General features: G+C 45.2%; 16 protein-coding genes. All 16 read right to left on the reverse strand.

All coding sequences use genetic code 11. The features are described 5' to 3' along the window. Positions 1 to 20: 20 nt before the first annotated feature. The 16 genes from GKS34_RS15725 to tamL all read right to left on the reverse strand — a co-directional run bounded on the left by GKS34_RS15725 (position 21) and on the right by tamL (position 16,541). The gene (locus tag GKS34_RS15725; protein WP_163385939.1) at positions 21 to 1,613 is read right to left on the reverse strand and encodes a sialate O-acetylesterase; all 1,593 of its coding nucleotides are present in this window, start codon (positions 1,611 to 1,613) and stop codon (positions 21 to 23) included. Positions 1,614 to 1,711: 98 nt separating this feature from the next. Beyond that, positions 1,712 to 1,918: a hypothetical protein gene (locus GKS34_RS15730; protein WP_205602090.1), complete on the reverse strand. Its 207-nt coding sequence runs from the start codon at positions 1,916 to 1,918 to the stop codon at positions 1,712 to 1,714. A 186-nt stretch (positions 1,919 to 2,104) separates the two neighbouring features. Further along, positions 2,105 to 3,124: a 3-deoxy-7-phosphoheptulonate synthase gene (aroF, locus tag GKS34_RS15735; protein WP_163385940.1), complete on the reverse strand. Its 1,020-nt coding sequence runs from the start codon at positions 3,122 to 3,124 to the stop codon at positions 2,105 to 2,107. Next, positions 3,121 to 3,894: a tryptophan synthase subunit alpha gene (gene trpA / locus GKS34_RS15740; protein WP_163386112.1), complete on the reverse strand. Its 774-nt coding sequence runs from the start codon at positions 3,892 to 3,894 to the stop codon at positions 3,121 to 3,123. The genes aroF and trpA overlap by 4 nt, the downstream gene beginning before the upstream one ends. 5 nt (positions 3,895 to 3,899) lie before the next feature. Next, positions 3,900 to 5,078, reverse strand: coding sequence for a tryptophan synthase subunit beta (trpB, locus tag GKS34_RS15745; protein WP_163386113.1), 1,179 nt, complete (start codon positions 5,076 to 5,078; stop codon positions 3,900 to 3,902). Between the two features lie 12 nt (positions 5,079 to 5,090). After that, positions 5,091 to 5,744, reverse strand: coding sequence for a phosphoribosylanthranilate isomerase (locus tag GKS34_RS15750; protein WP_163385941.1), 654 nt, complete (start codon positions 5,742 to 5,744; stop codon positions 5,091 to 5,093). Further along, on the reverse strand, positions 5,741 to 6,562 hold the full coding sequence (trpC, locus tag GKS34_RS15755; RefSeq protein WP_163385942.1) for an indole-3-glycerol phosphate synthase TrpC: 822 nt from the start codon (positions 6,560 to 6,562) through the stop codon (positions 5,741 to 5,743). The genes GKS34_RS15750 and trpC overlap by 4 nt, the downstream gene beginning before the upstream one ends. 1 nt (position 6,563) lies before the next feature. Continuing rightward, positions 6,564 to 7,574 carry an anthranilate phosphoribosyltransferase gene (trpD, locus tag GKS34_RS15760; protein WP_163385943.1) on the reverse strand — a complete coding sequence of 337 codons (1,011 nt, stop codon included), beginning with the start codon at positions 7,572 to 7,574 and terminating at the stop codon, positions 6,564 to 6,566. 11 nt (positions 7,575 to 7,585) lie between these two features. Further along, entirely contained in the window at positions 7,586 to 8,149 is a 564-nt protein-coding gene (locus GKS34_RS15765) for an anthranilate synthase component II (RefSeq protein ID WP_163385944.1), read from the reverse strand. A 23-nt stretch (positions 8,150 to 8,172) separates the two neighbouring features. After that, positions 8,173 to 9,579, reverse strand: coding sequence for an anthranilate synthase component I family protein (locus GKS34_RS15770; RefSeq protein ID WP_163385945.1), 1,407 nt, complete (start codon positions 9,577 to 9,579; stop codon positions 8,173 to 8,175). 338 nt (positions 9,580 to 9,917) lie between these two features. Then, positions 9,918 to 10,871: a glycosyltransferase family 2 protein gene (locus GKS34_RS15775; RefSeq protein WP_163385946.1), complete on the reverse strand. Its 954-nt coding sequence runs from the start codon at positions 10,869 to 10,871 to the stop codon at positions 9,918 to 9,920. Continuing rightward, positions 10,871 to 11,833: a glycosyltransferase family 2 protein gene (locus GKS34_RS15780; RefSeq protein WP_163385947.1), complete on the reverse strand. Its 963-nt coding sequence runs from the start codon at positions 11,831 to 11,833 to the stop codon at positions 10,871 to 10,873. Before GKS34_RS15780 ends, GKS34_RS15775 begins: the two co-directional genes overlap by 1 nt. Positions 11,834 to 11,839: 6 nt before the next feature. Continuing rightward, positions 11,840 to 12,397, reverse strand: coding sequence for a DUF4199 domain-containing protein (locus GKS34_RS15785; protein WP_163385948.1), 558 nt, complete (start codon positions 12,395 to 12,397; stop codon positions 11,840 to 11,842). 2 nt (positions 12,398 to 12,399) lie between these two features. Next, positions 12,400 to 12,927 carry a DUF4199 domain-containing protein gene (locus GKS34_RS15790; protein ID WP_163385949.1) on the reverse strand — a complete coding sequence of 176 codons (528 nt, stop codon included), beginning with the start codon at positions 12,925 to 12,927 and terminating at the stop codon, positions 12,400 to 12,402. Beyond that, a complete protein-coding gene (locus GKS34_RS15795; RefSeq protein WP_163385950.1) occupies positions 12,920 to 14,167 on the reverse strand; it encodes a dihydroorotase in 1,248 nt (415 codons plus the stop codon). The genes GKS34_RS15790 and GKS34_RS15795 overlap by 8 nt, the downstream gene beginning before the upstream one ends. Positions 14,168 to 14,225: 58 nt before the next feature. Beyond that, positions 14,226 to 16,541 (reverse strand): translocation and assembly module lipoprotein TamL, encoded by a 2,316-nt coding sequence (gene tamL, locus GKS34_RS15800; protein WP_163385951.1) that lies wholly within the window; start codon positions 16,539 to 16,541, stop codon positions 14,226 to 14,228.

The following is a 16,541-nucleotide window of genomic DNA, read 5'->3' on the forward strand; positions in this document are numbered from 1 at the left end:
CAGCCGAGACGATCGGGTAATCACCTGAATTCCAGGATTCGGTCCATTTCATCCCCGATTCCATGAAGGATCAATTTATCGGAATAAACCCGAACCACCGCCCCCGAGGCCGGAGATTGCGCTTCCACCATCCCTTGAAGGGTGAGGTGGTGCACACCTTGGGGGTCTTTTACATAATTTCCCTCATGATGATGCCCTGAAAACCAAGCAACCAAAGCCGGAGAATGACCGATTTTTGCCAGTACCTCCTGGTTATTGAGTAGATGAAGGCCATTTTCCGGAAGGAGTGGGTAATGGCAAAAGACAAGCACCTTCTTGCCGGATTCCTCGGCATTTCTTACCTCAGAAACCAGCCAATCCATTTGTTTTTCACCGATGCCCCCATTCCAGGGTTTGGCATTGTTAGCACCGGAAGCTTCCAGCCGGGCCATCAATTCGCTGGCTTTCCTATAATTTTCAGTTCCCTCCGGATGACCTTCCAGGCTAATATCCATTCCATTGAGCATCAGAAAAACCAGGTTTCCCTTTTCAAAGGAATAGTACCCCGATGGGTTTCCCAACTTGTCACCAACCTTCGCTTTCAAGCTGTCCGCTACCGAAAAGTCATGGTTACCCCAAACATGATGTAAAGGGGCATTGGCGGCCTCCAAAAGGCCCAGTGGGGCAGCAAAACTTGCAAAATCCCGATCGATCAGATCCCCCAGGCTTACGATAAAATCCGGATCAAATGCATTTAGAAAAGGAATGGTTTGCTCCAGAATGGCCAAGGTACCCCGGTAATTACGTTTTCCAGCCGTCTCTGCATCAGCATATTGCACGTCGGCAATAAGCCCGAAAGCAAAGCTTTGCTCGCCTTGGTTTTCCTTCAGAAGTGTGTTCATTTTATCGGCGTATCGTTCTCCAAGCAGTACCTGACTGGGACTGTCAAAATGGGTGCTATCAAATGTAGTTGTCCCAAATGAAAGGACTACTGCCGTGTGTGGCACCTTTTCCGGGAGTAGCAGCAATTTTTTGTTCAAAGGTTTTCTCGATTCTTTTGCTTCCGAAAGTTGTCCGGCTACAAAAGGTAATTCTGGTAACGACAGGGAATCCCGCAGGGCACCTATAAACTGACTAATCTGATCCAGGTACAAGTCAGCTTGGTCGGCATTTGATTCGCCCTGATGCCAAATCACTCCCCGAAGGATGCCATCCCTGGAAGCGAGCCGGGCTCTTTGTAGCATGTCCCTGAAAAACGGAGTTCCTGGCATCCATTCCTCAATGGCACTACCCCCTTTGGCATTGACCACAAGACCCAGGTTTTTATTGCTTTGAAGGCTTTTCATCTTCCTGGCAAAACCGTAGGCAGGACTCAGGCGCTGCATGCTGCTATCTTTTCGGATGGTAGAGTGAATATTGAGGGGATTTCTGGCCGGGACCCAATCTTCCCCGGTAAATAAAAAGACGCCTTCCAGGGGGCCGGAAAGATCCGGCTGAATGGTGGCCCTACCTGCCATGTTGGACTGGCCAATGGCCAGGTAGATATCCAGATCTTTTGCTCCCTGGGCAGAAACCTGTAAACATAGCTGCCAGCCAAACAGGATCAGGAATAGGCTTTTAATCGAAACACTCATAGGATCTTTAATTGGGTTTTGGTGAATTGCCGGATCAAGAATAAAGAAAATCTTTTGTAATTCAGTCTGCTTTTTGAAGAAGTTCCTCCAATTTTTCTTCAATCAGCGATTCGATCCGAAGAAAAACCGATCAATTCCAGTCCATCCAGAAATTTTCGGAAAGCAGCGTCGGGAAGGTTTTTGTATTGCCGTTCAAAGAGAATTTTCCAAACCTGAAAATCTTCCGCAGTATACTTCTCGTATTCCTGCTGCATGTGTTTGAGTCTCGGATCAGAAAGAATCTTTGTAGAATAGTTAGCTGCCATGTTTTTAGGTAACGCTTTTATAGAGTGGATCTTGGCTTCGGCTGTGCATTTTTTTCACTATTCTTCGCCAAAAAGGATTCTTTGCGCTCCTCCAATTAACGGAAAATCAAGCAACCTGTTTCTAAGCGGCCAGGGTTTATTCATACAGTTTAATTAATCCGAAACCTCATTTCCTCAGCAATTCCTTTATAGCAAGTCGAAGGTTTTTCGCATGGCAAAGGTTTTCCGAATTTGATCAGCGAGCAAGGAACTTTGCGCAAAATTAAGGGTTTGCTGCCCGTCAGAATAGGCCTTATCCGGGTTCTCATGGGATTCGTAAATGATCCCGTCAGCACCCGCCATCACTCCTGCCAGCGCCATCTGTGGGACAAACTCCCGAATACCAATGCCATGAGAGGGGTCCACCACCACAGGTAAGTGGGACTTGGATTTGAGAATGGGTACGGCATTCAGATCCAGCGTGTTTCTACTTGCTTTTTCATAGGTCCGGATACCCCGTTCACACAAAATCAACTTTTCGTTGCCTCCAGAAAAAACATACTCAGCCGATTGTAGAAGCTCCTCAATGGTTCCGGAAATACCGCGCTTAATTAAAACGGCTTTGTCCACCTTTCCCAATTCATCCAGCAAATTGAAATTTTGGGTGTTTCTGGCTCCTACCTGAAATACATCCACGTAATCGTACATTTCTTCAATTTGGGATACCTGCATCACTTCTGTGACGATTTTAATTCCCGCGGCTTTGGCCAGGCGATACCATAATTTGAGCCCATCCATACCCAGTCCTCTGAATGCGTACGGACTACTCCTGGGCTTGAAAACACCTCCCCGCATCATGGTTAGGTTATTTTCCTTCATGTGATTGATCACCTTGACAATCTGCTCCTCTGATTCGATGGAGCAGGGCCCGGTAATGATGGCCATTTCCCCATCCTGAATCGCAATCCCATCTCCCAGATCAATTCGGGTTGGTTTGACTTTCCATTTTTTTGAAACCAGCTTGTATTCGTCGGATACGATGTGAATGTCCTGAATTCCGTCAAGCGCGCCTATTTTCCGAATATCAAAGGCCTTCTTTCCGATACCGATAAGGTAATTGCCCACCTGCGTTTTTACTTCCGTAACGGTATACCCCAAACCAGTCACTTTTTGTATTAACGTTTCCTTTTGGCCAGAACTGATCTCCTGTTTAAGCTGTATAATCATGATATGATGCCTTGAATGTATTCGTAAATATCCTTTTTTAAATCCGTCGACTCCCTCAAAACATTGATGAATGCACTGCCGATAATCGCACCATGGGAATGGGCGGAGGCAGTTTGAAAGGAAGGCTTATCTGAAATCCCAAATCCGATCAGCCGGGGATTATTCAACTTCATGGCTTTTACCCGCTCAAAATAAGCCACCTGCTCGGGTGTGATCTCCTTTTTGGCACCCGTAATACTTGCCGAAGAGACCATATAAATAAACCCATCGGTATGTTGGTCAATCTGCCGTATCCTTTCCTCAGCCGTTTGTGGAGAAATCAGAAAGGTATTTCTTAAATCGTAGGTGTCAAATAAGGCCTTGTATTCCGAAAGGTATTGCTGCATGGGCAAATCAGGCAAAATCAGACCGTCAATACCCACTTCCTTGCATTTTTTACAAAAGGCCTCCATTCCATATTGTACAACGGGATTAAGGTATCCCATCAGGATTACGGGAATACTCACTTTTTCCCGTAGTTTCTTTAATTGCTCAAAAAGTAATTTTAAGGTCATTCCGTTTTTCAAAGCCTGATTATTGCTTTCCTGAATGGTGGGACCATCTGCTATGGGATCCGAATAAGGCACTCCTATCTCAATAATATCGGCACCGGCCGATTCTATGGCCTCCATAATGGTCAGCGTATCCCCAAGTTTCGGGAAACCCGCCGTAAAATAGATGGATAAAATGCGCTCCTTTTTTTGTTTAAATAATTCGTCTATGCGGTTCATATCTGCTAGTAATTTCCCCATTTGATGTAGGTATCTAAATCTTTATCCCCCCTGCCGGAAAGGTTGATGACGATCACGTCAGTTGGTTGATATTGGATCTGGTTTAGTGCTGAAAAAGCGTGTGCTGATTCAATGGCGGGGATGATTCCCTCCAACCGGCTAACCTCGATACCTGCCTGCATGGCATGCTCGTCCTCTACTGCCACAAACTCTCCCCTGCCAGATTCAAACAGATGGGCATGTACCGGTCCAATACCCGGATAATCCAGGCCTGCCGAAATACTGTGGGGCTCCACCACTTGTCCATCTTCGGTTTGCATAAGTAGCGTCTTACTTCCATGTAAAATCCCCGGTTTTCCAAGCAAGGTGGTTGCTGCTGACTTGCCCGAAAACACTCCCAAACCGGCAGCTTCGACGGCAATTAAACGAACAGAAGGTTCATTGTAATAGTGGTAAAAAGCACCTGCCGCATTACTGCCTCCGCCTACGCAAGCAATGACCAGATCTGGATTTTCCCTGCCTTCCTTTTCTTTGAGTTGTATCTTCATCTCTGCGGAAATTACAGATTGAAACCGGGCTACCATTTCCGGATACGGGTGGGGCCCTACCACTGAGCCGATAATATAATGGGTATCCACCGGGTTATTGATCCACTGCCGCATGGCTTCATTGGTGGCGTCTTTCAGCGTTTTGCTTCCCGAGTTGGCAGGCACCACGGTAGCCCCCAGTATTCGCATGCGCTCCACGTTGGGCTTCTGCCTTTCCATGTCTACCGCTCCCATATACACCGTACATTCCATTCCCATCAGGGCGCAGACGGTAGCCGTAGCCACGCCATGCTGTCCAGCTCCTGTCTCGGCAATGATGCGCTTTTTATTAAGCTTTTTAGCCAAAATGATCTGACCTACGGTATTATTGATCTTGTGGGCACCTGTATGGCAGAGATCTTCCCGCTTAAGGTATATCTTTGCTCCGTATTTTTCCGAAAGCCTTTTGGCGAGAAATAAAGGCGTGGGCCGGCCTACATAATCTTTCAGCAAGGAATCAAACTCTTCCCGAAAAGCAGGAGATTCCATGATTGATTCGTAATTCTCCCGCAACTCCTCAATATTGGGATAAAGCATTTCGGGGATATAGGCTCCGCCAAATTGCCCATAAAATCCATTTTCGTCAACTTTTATCATCGGTATATCCATTTATTCTTTGGTTTTCTGTAGTTCCTGTCTGATTTGACTGGCAAAGTCGCGAATCAGGTCCAGGTCTTTTAGCCCCGGTCTGACCTCAAATTTTGAATTGATATCAATACCTCCCATGTGTGGAGAGGACTGGTACAAATCCACCAACTGCCCGGCCTGGTCTGCCTGAATTCCCCCGCTGAGTAAAAACGGTTTGTGGAAGGGGTATTGTTTAATAATTTCCCAGTTAAATCGATGGCCGGTACCTCCATACGAAGGACCATCGGTATCTAGCAGAAAATAGTCCACCAGTTCTTCATAGGCTTCCAATCCCTGCCAGGACCAATCCTTTCCGATCCGAAGCACTTTGATCAGGGGCAGCCCTGTCTGGATTTTGATTTCCCTTACTTGCCCCGGAGATTCATCTCCATGAAGTTGAACTTTATCGAGCCCATATGCTTTCCCCACCCGTTGGATCTCGTCCGGGGTGGCGTTTACAAATACGCCTACCTTCGGCAAGGACAGGCGCTGATAATATTGCGGATCCACAGAAAACGCCGGCACATACCGTCTGGAGGGGGGATAGAAAATCATGCCCATCCAATCCACCAGTCCAAGCTCCGCAAGTCCACTGATGTTTTCGGGATCGGCCATACCACAGACTTTAATGATCATGCGCGGGTGTTTTCAGTTTGTGCCCTTAGTAATTTGCGGTACTGATTCATAAAGTTTAACGCTGCCTGATGGGGTCGGATCGTTTTCATAAAATTTTCACCAATAAGGAATCCGTCAAAACCAGCCTGCTTTAGCGCAACCAGAGTAGCCGGATCAGAAAGTCCACTTTCCGAGATCCGGATAAACTTTTCTGGTATCACCTGAACCAATTCCAGGGAAGTTTCTATGTTTACTTCAAAGGTTTTAAGGTTCCGGTTATTTACGCCTACCAGGTCTACGAATTCGTTTAGGGATGCATCCAATTCTTCACGGTTATGAACTTCCAGCAACACTTCCATTCCCAGCTCTTTGGCCAGAGCAGCCAGTTCCCGGATTTTTTGAGGTGTCAAAGCAGCAGCTATTAGCAAGATGCAATCTGCTCCCATGGCCCTTGACTCAATCAATTGGTAGGCATCCACCATAAAGTCTTTTCGAAGGATGGGACAATAATTAAACTTTCTTGCCAGTTTCAAATCCTCCGCCGATCCCCCAAAATACGTTTGGTCGGTGAGCACCGAAAGAGCGGAAGCTCCTGCTTGCATGTACCCAATGGTAATTTTTTCTATCTCTGCCGTTGAATTGATCCAGCCCTTCGATGGGGACTTTCTTTTAAATTCGGCGATGATACCTGTTTTTTCCGGATCGGTTACGTATTTTTTCATAGAAACCACCGGGCTTCCAAAAAACAGGCTTTGTTCCAGCAATTTCTCCGGATAGAGTGCCTTTCGCTCGGCCACTTCTTCTCTTTTATGGGCAATAATGGTATCCAGTATGTTCATATCATCGGGTAGTAATGGAAGTTTGCGGATCAATCATTTTTTTAAACACCTTAAAAGCCGTTCCATTTTTAAGGGTTTCCGTGGCGGTTTCTCTGGCTTTCTGGAATGTCCAATTTGGTTTGGAGGTAACTAATGCTGCCGCTGCGTTGGCAATCACCACCGCTTCCTGTGCAGGGCTCCCCTTGCCTTGCAGGATATCGGTAAATATTTTGGCAGAATCTTCTACCGTAGCCCCGCCAATAATCGCTTCTTGAGACACTGTCTCAAACCCCAGGTCCTGCGGATTCACGACCTTTTCCCCAGCATTTGAAATCCACTTCAGATCTCCTGTAAGGGAGATTTCATCGTATCCGTCCAGGGAATGCAAGATGCTAAACCGTACCTCATTGTTTTGGTAAAGGTACCCATACAAACGGGCTAGTTCAAGACTAAAAACGCCCACCAATTGTTTTTTTGGAAAACTGGGGTTTACCATGGGACCAAGCATATTGAAAAACGTTTTTACACCCAACTCCTTTCGTACGGGTCCGATGTGCTTCATCGCCGGGTGAAACAAGGGAGCATGCAGAAAACAGATCCCTGCCCTATCCAGGCTGCTTTTAATCTTGTCCACATCATTGGTAAATTCATACCCAAAATGGGCCAGGAGGTTGGAGGACCCGCAAACGGAGGATACACCCACATTTCCATGCTTGGCAACCGGCTGGCCAGCCCCTGCTACAATAAAGGAAGCCAGGGTAGATATATTAAAGGTATCCTTTCCATCTCCTCCGGTGCCACAGAGATCAATGGCATCGTACTCGGGAATGTCCACCGGAATGCATCGTTCCAGCATGGCCTCCCGGAAACCCATGAGTTCCTCAACCCGAACGCTGCGCATCATAAATATGGTCAAAAAAGCGGCCATCTGGCTTTGGTTTACCTCGCCTGAGGTCATTTCTTTTAATACCCCTTTTGCCTGTTCCTTATTAAGGGTTTTATGTTCAATCAGGTGATTCAGAATTTCTTTCATAATCCAGTGGTTTATTCTCCTTCAATCCAGTTTTTTATTATTTCTACGCCGTGTTCGGTCAAAATACTTTCCGGGTGAAACTGCAGACCTTTTACCTGATATTCAACATGCCTGACAGCCATGATTTGTCCATCGGGTGTTTTGGCTATCACCTCCAATTCTTTGGGCAGCAGGGTTTCATCTATGACCCAACTGTGGTACCTTCCTACGGTAAAAAATTCAGGCAGCCCTTTAAATAGCGGGTCTGGTTGAATCCGCACCTTGGAAGCCACACCATGCACGACCTCGCTTAGGTTAATTAACCCTCCACCAAAGGCCTCACCAATGGCCTGGTGCCCCAAACACACGCCCAGGATATCTTTGGTGGGGGCGTATTTTTTGATTAGTTCCGGCATGATCCCCGCTTCTGACGGAATCCCCGGACCAGGTGATAGCAGTATTTTGTTATATTGATCCACCGTCTCAAGCCTGATCTTGTCGTTGCGGTAAATATCTAATTCACAGCCCAGCTCGCGAAGTATATAAACCAGATTGTAAGTGAATGAATCGTAATTATCCAGTACCAGTATTTTCATTGGTATGTTGTTTTCAAGTAAAATTAAATGGCCTCTGCTGATTTCAGGGCGACCCGCAACGCTTCCAGCTTGTTGCTGACTTCCTGAAGTTCGCTCTCAATGGAAGATTTGGCCACGACCCCTGCACCCGCCTGAAAGCGTAGCTGGTTGTTTTCCGAAATAAAAGAACGAATCAAAATGGCATGGTTGAAGTCTCCATTGAATCCAAGAAATCCGATTGCCCCCCCGTAAAACTTTCTAGCCTTATTTTCCAGGGAATCGATCAATTCCATGGCTCGGTACTTGGGAGCTCCCGAAAGCGTTCCGGCTGGAAAAGTGTCGGCAACAAGTTGAAGCGGATTGGCTCCTTCTGGTAATTCGCCGGTAACTTTAGAAACCAAATGGATTACATGCGAGTAATACTGTATTTCCTTAAAGACTTCCACATTTACCTTCTCGGAAGAGCGGCTGAGGTCATTTCTCGCCAGGTCCACCAACATAACGTGCTCTGAGTTTTCTTTGGGATCGTCGTAAAGCTTGATGGCAAGTTGCGCATCTGCCTTATCATTTCCGGTTCGTTTAAATGTACCTGCAATAGGGTAAATGGTTGCTTTATTGCCTTTTACCACTATTTGGGCTTCCGGGCTGCTGCCAAAAACTTTATAGGACCCATAATCAAAATAAAACAAATAGGGAGAAGGATTGATGGAACGGAGTGCCCGGTAAACATTAAACTCATCTCCTTTAAATCCGGTGGAAAAAGCACGGGAAAGAACGATTTGAAACACATCTCCCCGAAAGCAATGATCCCTTCCTTTTGCTAGTATGTCCAAGAATTCTGCATCGGTATAATTGGAGCTTTCTTCTCCATCCAACTTAAAATCATAACTCGGGATGTTCTTATTGTTTAGAATCATCTCAATTTTAGAAATTCCCGATTCGCCAGGTTCCCCCTCCAGGTAATGCTCAAAAATGTGTAATTCGTTTTTAAAATGATCCACCACGATCATGTTTTTATACACTGCGTAATGGATCAACGGAATTCCGGAAGTTTCGGTATTATGTAAGGTAATATCCTCAAAATGATTGACAGCATCGTACTGAATATACCCAAACAACCCGTTGGTGATGAATTTAAAATCCAGCTTTTCTTCTTGAAAGGTATTGGAAAACTGGCGCAAGGCGTCCATGATTTTTTCACCAGGCTCGAGTTCTCTGGCCGTGGTTTTCTGATTGGGTAGCGATTGCCTAAGCTCACCGTTTGTTAGTGAAAAAGAGGCCATCGGTTCGCAACAGATATACGAATAACTGTTTTCGTTTCCGTGGTAATCGGAGCTTTCAAGCAGGATGGTATTGTGGTACCTATCCCGAATCTGCAGGTAGATGCTCACCGGGGTGATGGTATCCGCCAGCAGCTTTTTATACCGGGTTTTGATGTTGATTGGATTCATATGCTGTGTTTTTAAAATAAAAAAAGGCCTGCCGGGAGTCCAGCAAGCCTTGGTTATATTGATACTAACAAATTTTGGCAATGGATAGCTGTTCTCCCTCTAAAAGAAGTATGACAACCACCACCAAATTTGATTCGTTTTTTTCATAAGGTTGGGCAAATATAGAAAAGGACCGCCATTATCAAAAATAAAAGGGATTTATTTTATCTGGGAATTTTTTGCCAGCTTTTCCTGAGAAAGGAATCTACCGCAGCATCTGTAAATCCTTAGAGTCAGGAGGGATGAGAAAGCAACTTTTCTTGGAATAAAACCTGCTCCTTTTTGCAAAACTTAGCACATTAGTCCATTTTTTCCGGAAGCCAAAACTCCCGAATTATCCCCAGCCCGTATCCCAACAACTGTCCGTAAGAGGTGACCACCGCCAGTAGCGCTACTTTCAAACTTTCGAAAGAGGATACAAACACTGCAAGTGTCCACAAACTATAACAAGCAGTCAAAACGATGCCCAATGTAGGATAAAGAAGGTGGAGTAAAGGCATCATCACCACCCCTGTGAGAAAAAGTACAGGTAACCAATGAACCCATTTTACAGCCTCCGGGTGAAACCGGCGAATGAATACCCTGTTTCTGCCGAACTGGTAACTTTGTCTGAAAAAGGATCCCAGGGTGTTTTTCCGGCGGTGAAAAACGCTGGCCTCTGGAATCAGTTCCAACCGGAACCCTGCTTTTTTGATCCGCATACTTATTTCGATATCCTCTGCCATATTGGGATGAACGAAGCCTCCAATCCTTTCATAAACTTCTCTGGAAAAGCCCATGTTGTAGCCTCTTGCCTGATATTTTGCTGGATTTTTCATTTTCCCCCGGATCCCACCGGTGGTCAAATAAGAGGTCATGCTAAAATTCATTGCTTTCTGCCAGTCAGAAAAACTTGCATCTGCATCATCTGGCCCTCCATGGGCATCCAGAGATCGATTTAGAATCGCTTCATCAAGGATTTTCAAGTAAGCTGGGGGAACCAAACAGTCAGAATCAAAAAAGACGAAATAATCTCCCCGGGCCAGTTTCATCCCTTTGTTTCGGGCAAAACCCTGTCCGGTATTTGACTGAAAATGGTAGGTCAGGTCCAACCTATCCTTGAAGGAATTAACCTCAGCCGCACAGGTGATCTCCGAACCGTCCTCCACAATCAACACTTCAAAGTTCGGGTAGGATTGTCGGCTCAGACTTTCCAGTAGTTCTAAGACCTCAGATGGACGGTTATACACCGGGATAATGACTGAAAAATGCATCAGTTAGCTTTCTTGATTTCCTCGGCAATATTGTAATCACTTTTCACGGAAGTATTTGAAGTCATCATCTCGGCCAAAAATCCGGTTAGAAAAAGTTGAACACCGACTATCAGCGCCACCAGAGCTAGAAAAAACAGGGGTTGATCGGTAATTTCGCGAACAGCGATTCCGTTTCGCAGCCCCTGGATTTTTTCAAAGATCAACCAAACCGTGATGATAAAACCAGACAAAAATGAGAGGGTTCCCAAAGCTCCAAAAAAATGCATGGGATTTTTTCGGTAGCGGTTGACAAAGGAAACGGAAATCAGGTCCAGGAAGCCGTGAATAAAACGTTCCAAGCCAAACTTCGTGGTTCCGTACTTTCGGGGCCGATGCGCGACTTCCTTTTCTCCTATTTTGCCAAACCCATTCCATTTAGCAATCAGCGGGATGTAGCGATGCATTTCCCCATAGATGTGAATGTTTTTGACTACCCGCTGGGAATAGGCCTTTAGCCCACAATTAAAATCATGTAAGGGAATTCCTGACAACAAGCGAGTCACTCCATTAAAAAACCGGGAAGGCAGGGTTTTGGAAAGGGGGTCATACCGTTTTCTTTTCCACCCGCTGACCAGGTCATACCCCTCCACTTTAATCATTCGATAAAGATCAGGAATTTCCTCGGGGCTATCCTGAAGATCCGCATCCATGGTCACCACTACCTCACCATCAGCTTTTGAAAAACCAACATCCAGAGCAGCCGATTTTCCGTAATTGCGAATAAATCGGACTGCCTTCACCCGGCAGTCCTTTCCGGATAAGTCCTGAATCACTTTCCAGGAATTATCGCTCGAGCCGTCATCGATGTATATTAGTTCAAAATCCAGCCTAGAAGCCTCCATCACCTTGTGTATCCAGTCCTGGAGTTCGGGAAGGGATTCTTCTTCATTATAAACGGGTATGAGGATGGATAACTGCGGCATGCGATATTAAAAGTCTGTCGATTTGTCTCTTTTTTTAAGAATGGCTCCAAGAATCAGTGCAAGAACTGCGTAGATGATCAGAGAAATCCCAAATGCTTTAATTTGCCCCAAAAAAGTGAAATTGGATGCCATTTCATTGCGCATATCATCGATCTGATCTCCGGATAGGCTATCTCCGGCACCCAGGCTATCCAACATGGCGACCATATTTTCCAATTGCGTTTCTACCAGTAATTCAGGGAGCCCAGGGTGTATGACAAAGTATAACAGCATATTTCCTATCGTGGTGATCAGTCCGGACACAATAAGCGTTACAAAAGCAAACTGAAATGCAGTTCCAAAATCCATAAATCCACCGATCTCTTTTCGATACTGCTTGCCAAAATAAATTACTTGTGCAAAAAACAGCACCAATACCAGAAAACCGTACCATGCAGCTACCAGGTAGCTGTAATCCATGAAATAAACGATGAAATTGATGCTTAGCATGACCAGACCAATAATCAGCCCGGAGTTAAGTGCTGCCTTGGCAGGGGAATTTGATGGTTGAGATTGTGGTTCCATAATTAAGAAAGTTGTTTTGATTCAATAGACCTTTTTAAAATTATGGAAATTATGATGGTAAAAAACAAACCTGGGAAGATTTTTCTAAGAAAATCGTTGAGGGCCACATCCCACCTACTCATATTGGCGATGCTTTCATAGGTGTCGGTATAGGCTTTTTCATTCAACTGTTCTTTGAAAACCTCCTGATTGTCCAGCATCAGGTTCAGGTTTACCTGCCTGAACGTTTCGAATGCTTGCGGTTCTACCTGCAGGAATATCAATACGTACAAACCGGAAAGTACAGCCATCAATGTATATACAAAGAAACCCACGGTCATCCCTTGACTGAAAAAGAGTTCACCCTGATTGTAGCTATCCCGAAAGTTTTTGATCCCAAAAAAAACAAAAATGGGCGTGAAAATATAGCCTATGATCAGATTCATACTTACGGGTTCTACTTCCAGAAAGTACATCGCCAGCATTCCCAACAAGCACAAACCAGCTCCGGAAATACCAAATGGGTAAGCAGCATTCCAGTACTTATTCATGGACACCCTTCGTTTTACCGTTATTGACCAGGTATTTTACACGGCCTTTTACCGTCTGCCTCCAATAGGGACTGTTTTCAGCTAAGGAAGCATTGCTACCCTGATCCAGAACCCAGGCCTCATCGGGGTCAAAAACCGTGAGGCTAGTCCAGGCCTCCTCATTCAGACCCAATACTTTTTTAGGCCCGGAAGTGAGTTTGCTGATCAGTAAAGGATATCCCAACTCTTCCGCAAGCTTCACCAAAGCTGGGATAAAAGTAGGCAAGCCTGACATCCCAAAGGGAGCCAAATCAAATTCCATATTTTTTGCATCGTTGTCGTGCGGAACATGGTTTGACACCAGTGCATCGAGGGTACCGTCTTTCAATCCCTCCACCAGCGCCTCCCGCTGAGCCTTTCCACGAAAGGGCGGCAGAACTTTCAACCGCGTATCAAAATCCTTAAGGTCCTCGTCTGTAAAAAGTAACTGATAGATAGAAACATCCGCCGTTACTGCCAGACCTTCTTCTTTGGCTCTGCGGATATGCTGCAGGGCTCCGACGGTACTCACAGTCTGAAAATGCAGCCTTCCTCCTGTGTAGCGAAGAATTTCCAGATTTTTTTGTACCGCTACTTCCTCCGCCAGATCCGGAATGCCCTTCAACCCAAGGCAGGTAGATACCATTCCCTCGTGCATGTGTCCAAATAGGGCCAGCATGGGATCCTGACTTTGATCAAAAAGAACGCCTTCAAATTTTTGAAGATACTGCAAAGCTTTCATCATACGGTCTGAATGAGATAAGGCGGTCAGCCCTTCTCCAAATACCCGGACCCCATAGTGATTCAGGTCCAGCATTTCTGTCAATTCATCCCCCATCAGATTTCTGGTCACGGCAGCTTGCACATGAAACGTCGGAAAGAGATGTGCCGTTCTGCTCTGAACATAAGCTACCTCGTTTTTTGTCTGCAGAGGAGGTTGGGTATTCGGTAGCAGTACCGCTTCCGTCATTCCTCCTTGAGTCAGGGCTTCGCCAAGGCTTTCGAGCGTTTCCCTGTATTCCATTCCAGGTTCTCCAGAAAAGCACCTCAGATCTGTCCAACCCCTGGATCCCAAAAACTTTGAACAGTCAATCGCGGTTTCATTCTCCCCGGAAGTATCGCTAGTAGTTTTCTCCAGGGAACTGCCATCAAAAATATAATCTGCAGGAGGAAGAATTTCCTTTTCAGTAATAATTTTAAGAGACTGAAAACGTACGGTCATGAGCGGAAAGTATTTTTGCAAAACTGCAATTTTATTCCTTAAAATGGAAATTTATTAATCAGAACGGATAACCAATAGCAAAATTGAAGATTAGGTTTTCTTTTCTCCAGTCATTATCACCAAATCGGAAGTCTCTTTCCCAACGCTCCCCTTCCTGACTATAGGGTCGCCGCAGAGGCGTAGCCAGGTCAAACCGAAGGACAAAAAACTCAATATCCACACGCAAACCGATTCCTGCGCCGATGCCCAACTCCCGGTACCAGTCTTTTCCCATTTTCCCTCCAGGTAACGCTTCGTTTTCATTCACTAACCATACGTTTCCAGCATCCACAAAAATAGCTCCTTTGAGATAGGATATAATGGGAAACCGAAATTCCAGATTACCTTCCAAACGCACATCCCCCGCCTGATCAAAAAAGTTGGCGGTGGATTGGCTATCCGGTCGGAAAGATCCCGGGCCCAGGGAGCGAATCCGAAATGCCCGAATACTGTTGGGCCCACCCGAAAAATACTGCTTTACAAAAGGCAGCGAAACAGAATTGCCGTAAGGCAAACCCACTCCCCCAAATAGCCGCAGGGCAAGTAACCTTTCCTCTGTAAACCGCCAATAATACCTAAAATCTATGTCCCCTTTGTTGTATTGAGCATAACTAAATCCGAGGAAAGTATTGGGGTTGGCTCCATTGACAATATTATTGGCAAACCGTAAGCCGAATCCGGCCAAATCCAGATTCGCACCAAAGTAAATGCTGTGTGTCCGGTATTTATCCATCAATTTATTAAAAGCAAAACTGTAAGTAACGCCAGCAATAAATTGTTGTTCAAAACTCTGTCTTAAAAAAGGGTTATTATTCAAGATATCTTCAAATTCCCCGGATGTATTGGATAAATTAACAAAATTTAAACTTATTGGGTTGATTTCATGGTAGACAAAGCGATTTGCATTCCAAAAATAGCCGTAAGTAGCAGACAAGGAATTGAGCCGATACAAACCTCTCCTGTCCTGGTATTCTGTCCCCAGACTAATTTTGGTTTTAGGGACCGAATAGGCAAAGCGCTCTTTGATAGGTATAGGAAAAACTACTCTGGGGAATATCAAATCCCCCTTTAGTCCAAACTCAAATGCACTCAAACCGTCTCGATCACCGGCTGCGATCTGGCTTTCATAGGCTAACTTTCCTGTCAGACTAAATGTTTCTCCTCCATAAAACAGGTTTCTGTTTCTATAGCTAAGAAGGAGTGCCGGCCCGGCAAAGTTATTAGATTTGGATACCCCTTGAAGTTCAGCTCTTACCGAACGCTTGTCAAGAGGAGAGAGGAAAATTTTTGCATCCAGGAACCCTTTCCGCACATCCGTGCTGTCTCCTACCTTCGTGTACCGAATATTCACAAATCGAAAGTTACCTATTCCCGACAGCCGATTGCTGGTTAACCGGGACTGTTGGGCATTAAATAAGCCATCCTTTTCTATCAGGATGTATTGTCGAAGCAGTTCGGGTTTGAAAGACAGGCCATTTTGGATAAATTCTACTCCTTCAATCCGCGTGGTATCTGTTTCTTCTCCATATTTATCCAGGGAATAGTTGGGATAAACCTCAATTGACCGGATTTGGTAGGGTAAAATTCCTTCCTCAGGAACCGATTCTTTGAGTCGTAAGAACAAGTCAAATTCTCTGGTTTCGTATTGGTTGGTATCGGCTTCAAATATCAGGAAATCGGGATTAAAACTATAAAAACCTCTGTTTTTAAGTTCCGTATTTAATCGCTCTCTTTCCGCTTTCAATTGATCAAGAGCAAAACGCTTCCCGGGTTTTATTTCGCTTGATTTCAAAAGTTCCCTGAGATGCTTGTCAATAGGCAGACTGTCCCGGACATACTGATAGGTATTCAAGACATAAGGAGTCGGAAGTTGGACTTCATATCTGATATGGCCCTTTTTTTCCTTACGCCGAAAGGTAGAAATGGCTTCTGCATAGAAAAAGCCGTTGTTATCCAGCCGGTTTAGAATTAATTTCTCCGTCTTTTCAGGCTGAACCTGACTCAGGTACACGGGTTCCTCTCCTATTTTATTGTAAATAAACCGATTAATAAACCCCGGATGCTCCTTTTGCATTTTGAAATGGGACCATAATCCCAGATACTGTCCTAAAATTTTGCTATTTGGTTTTGGCCGGAGCAAGCCCTGAAGCTCTTCCCGGATCTTGCCGATACCTTTATCCGGTGTTTCCTGGATAATTTTTAGTTCTGCTCCTGTGTACAAAAGTTCGTCTTCAGGTATGTATTTGGTGACATTGCAAGCAGGTGCTAGTATAACCAGAGCGAAAAGCCAGGGCAAGCCTGATTTTAAAAACCGAAGAAAATGAGTGGTATCCAT

The organism is Cyclobacterium jeungdonense (assembly GCF_010994275.1).
In the GTDB taxonomy this organism is placed as follows: Bacteria; Bacteroidota; Bacteroidia; order Cytophagales; family Cyclobacteriaceae; genus Cyclobacterium; species Cyclobacterium jeungdonense.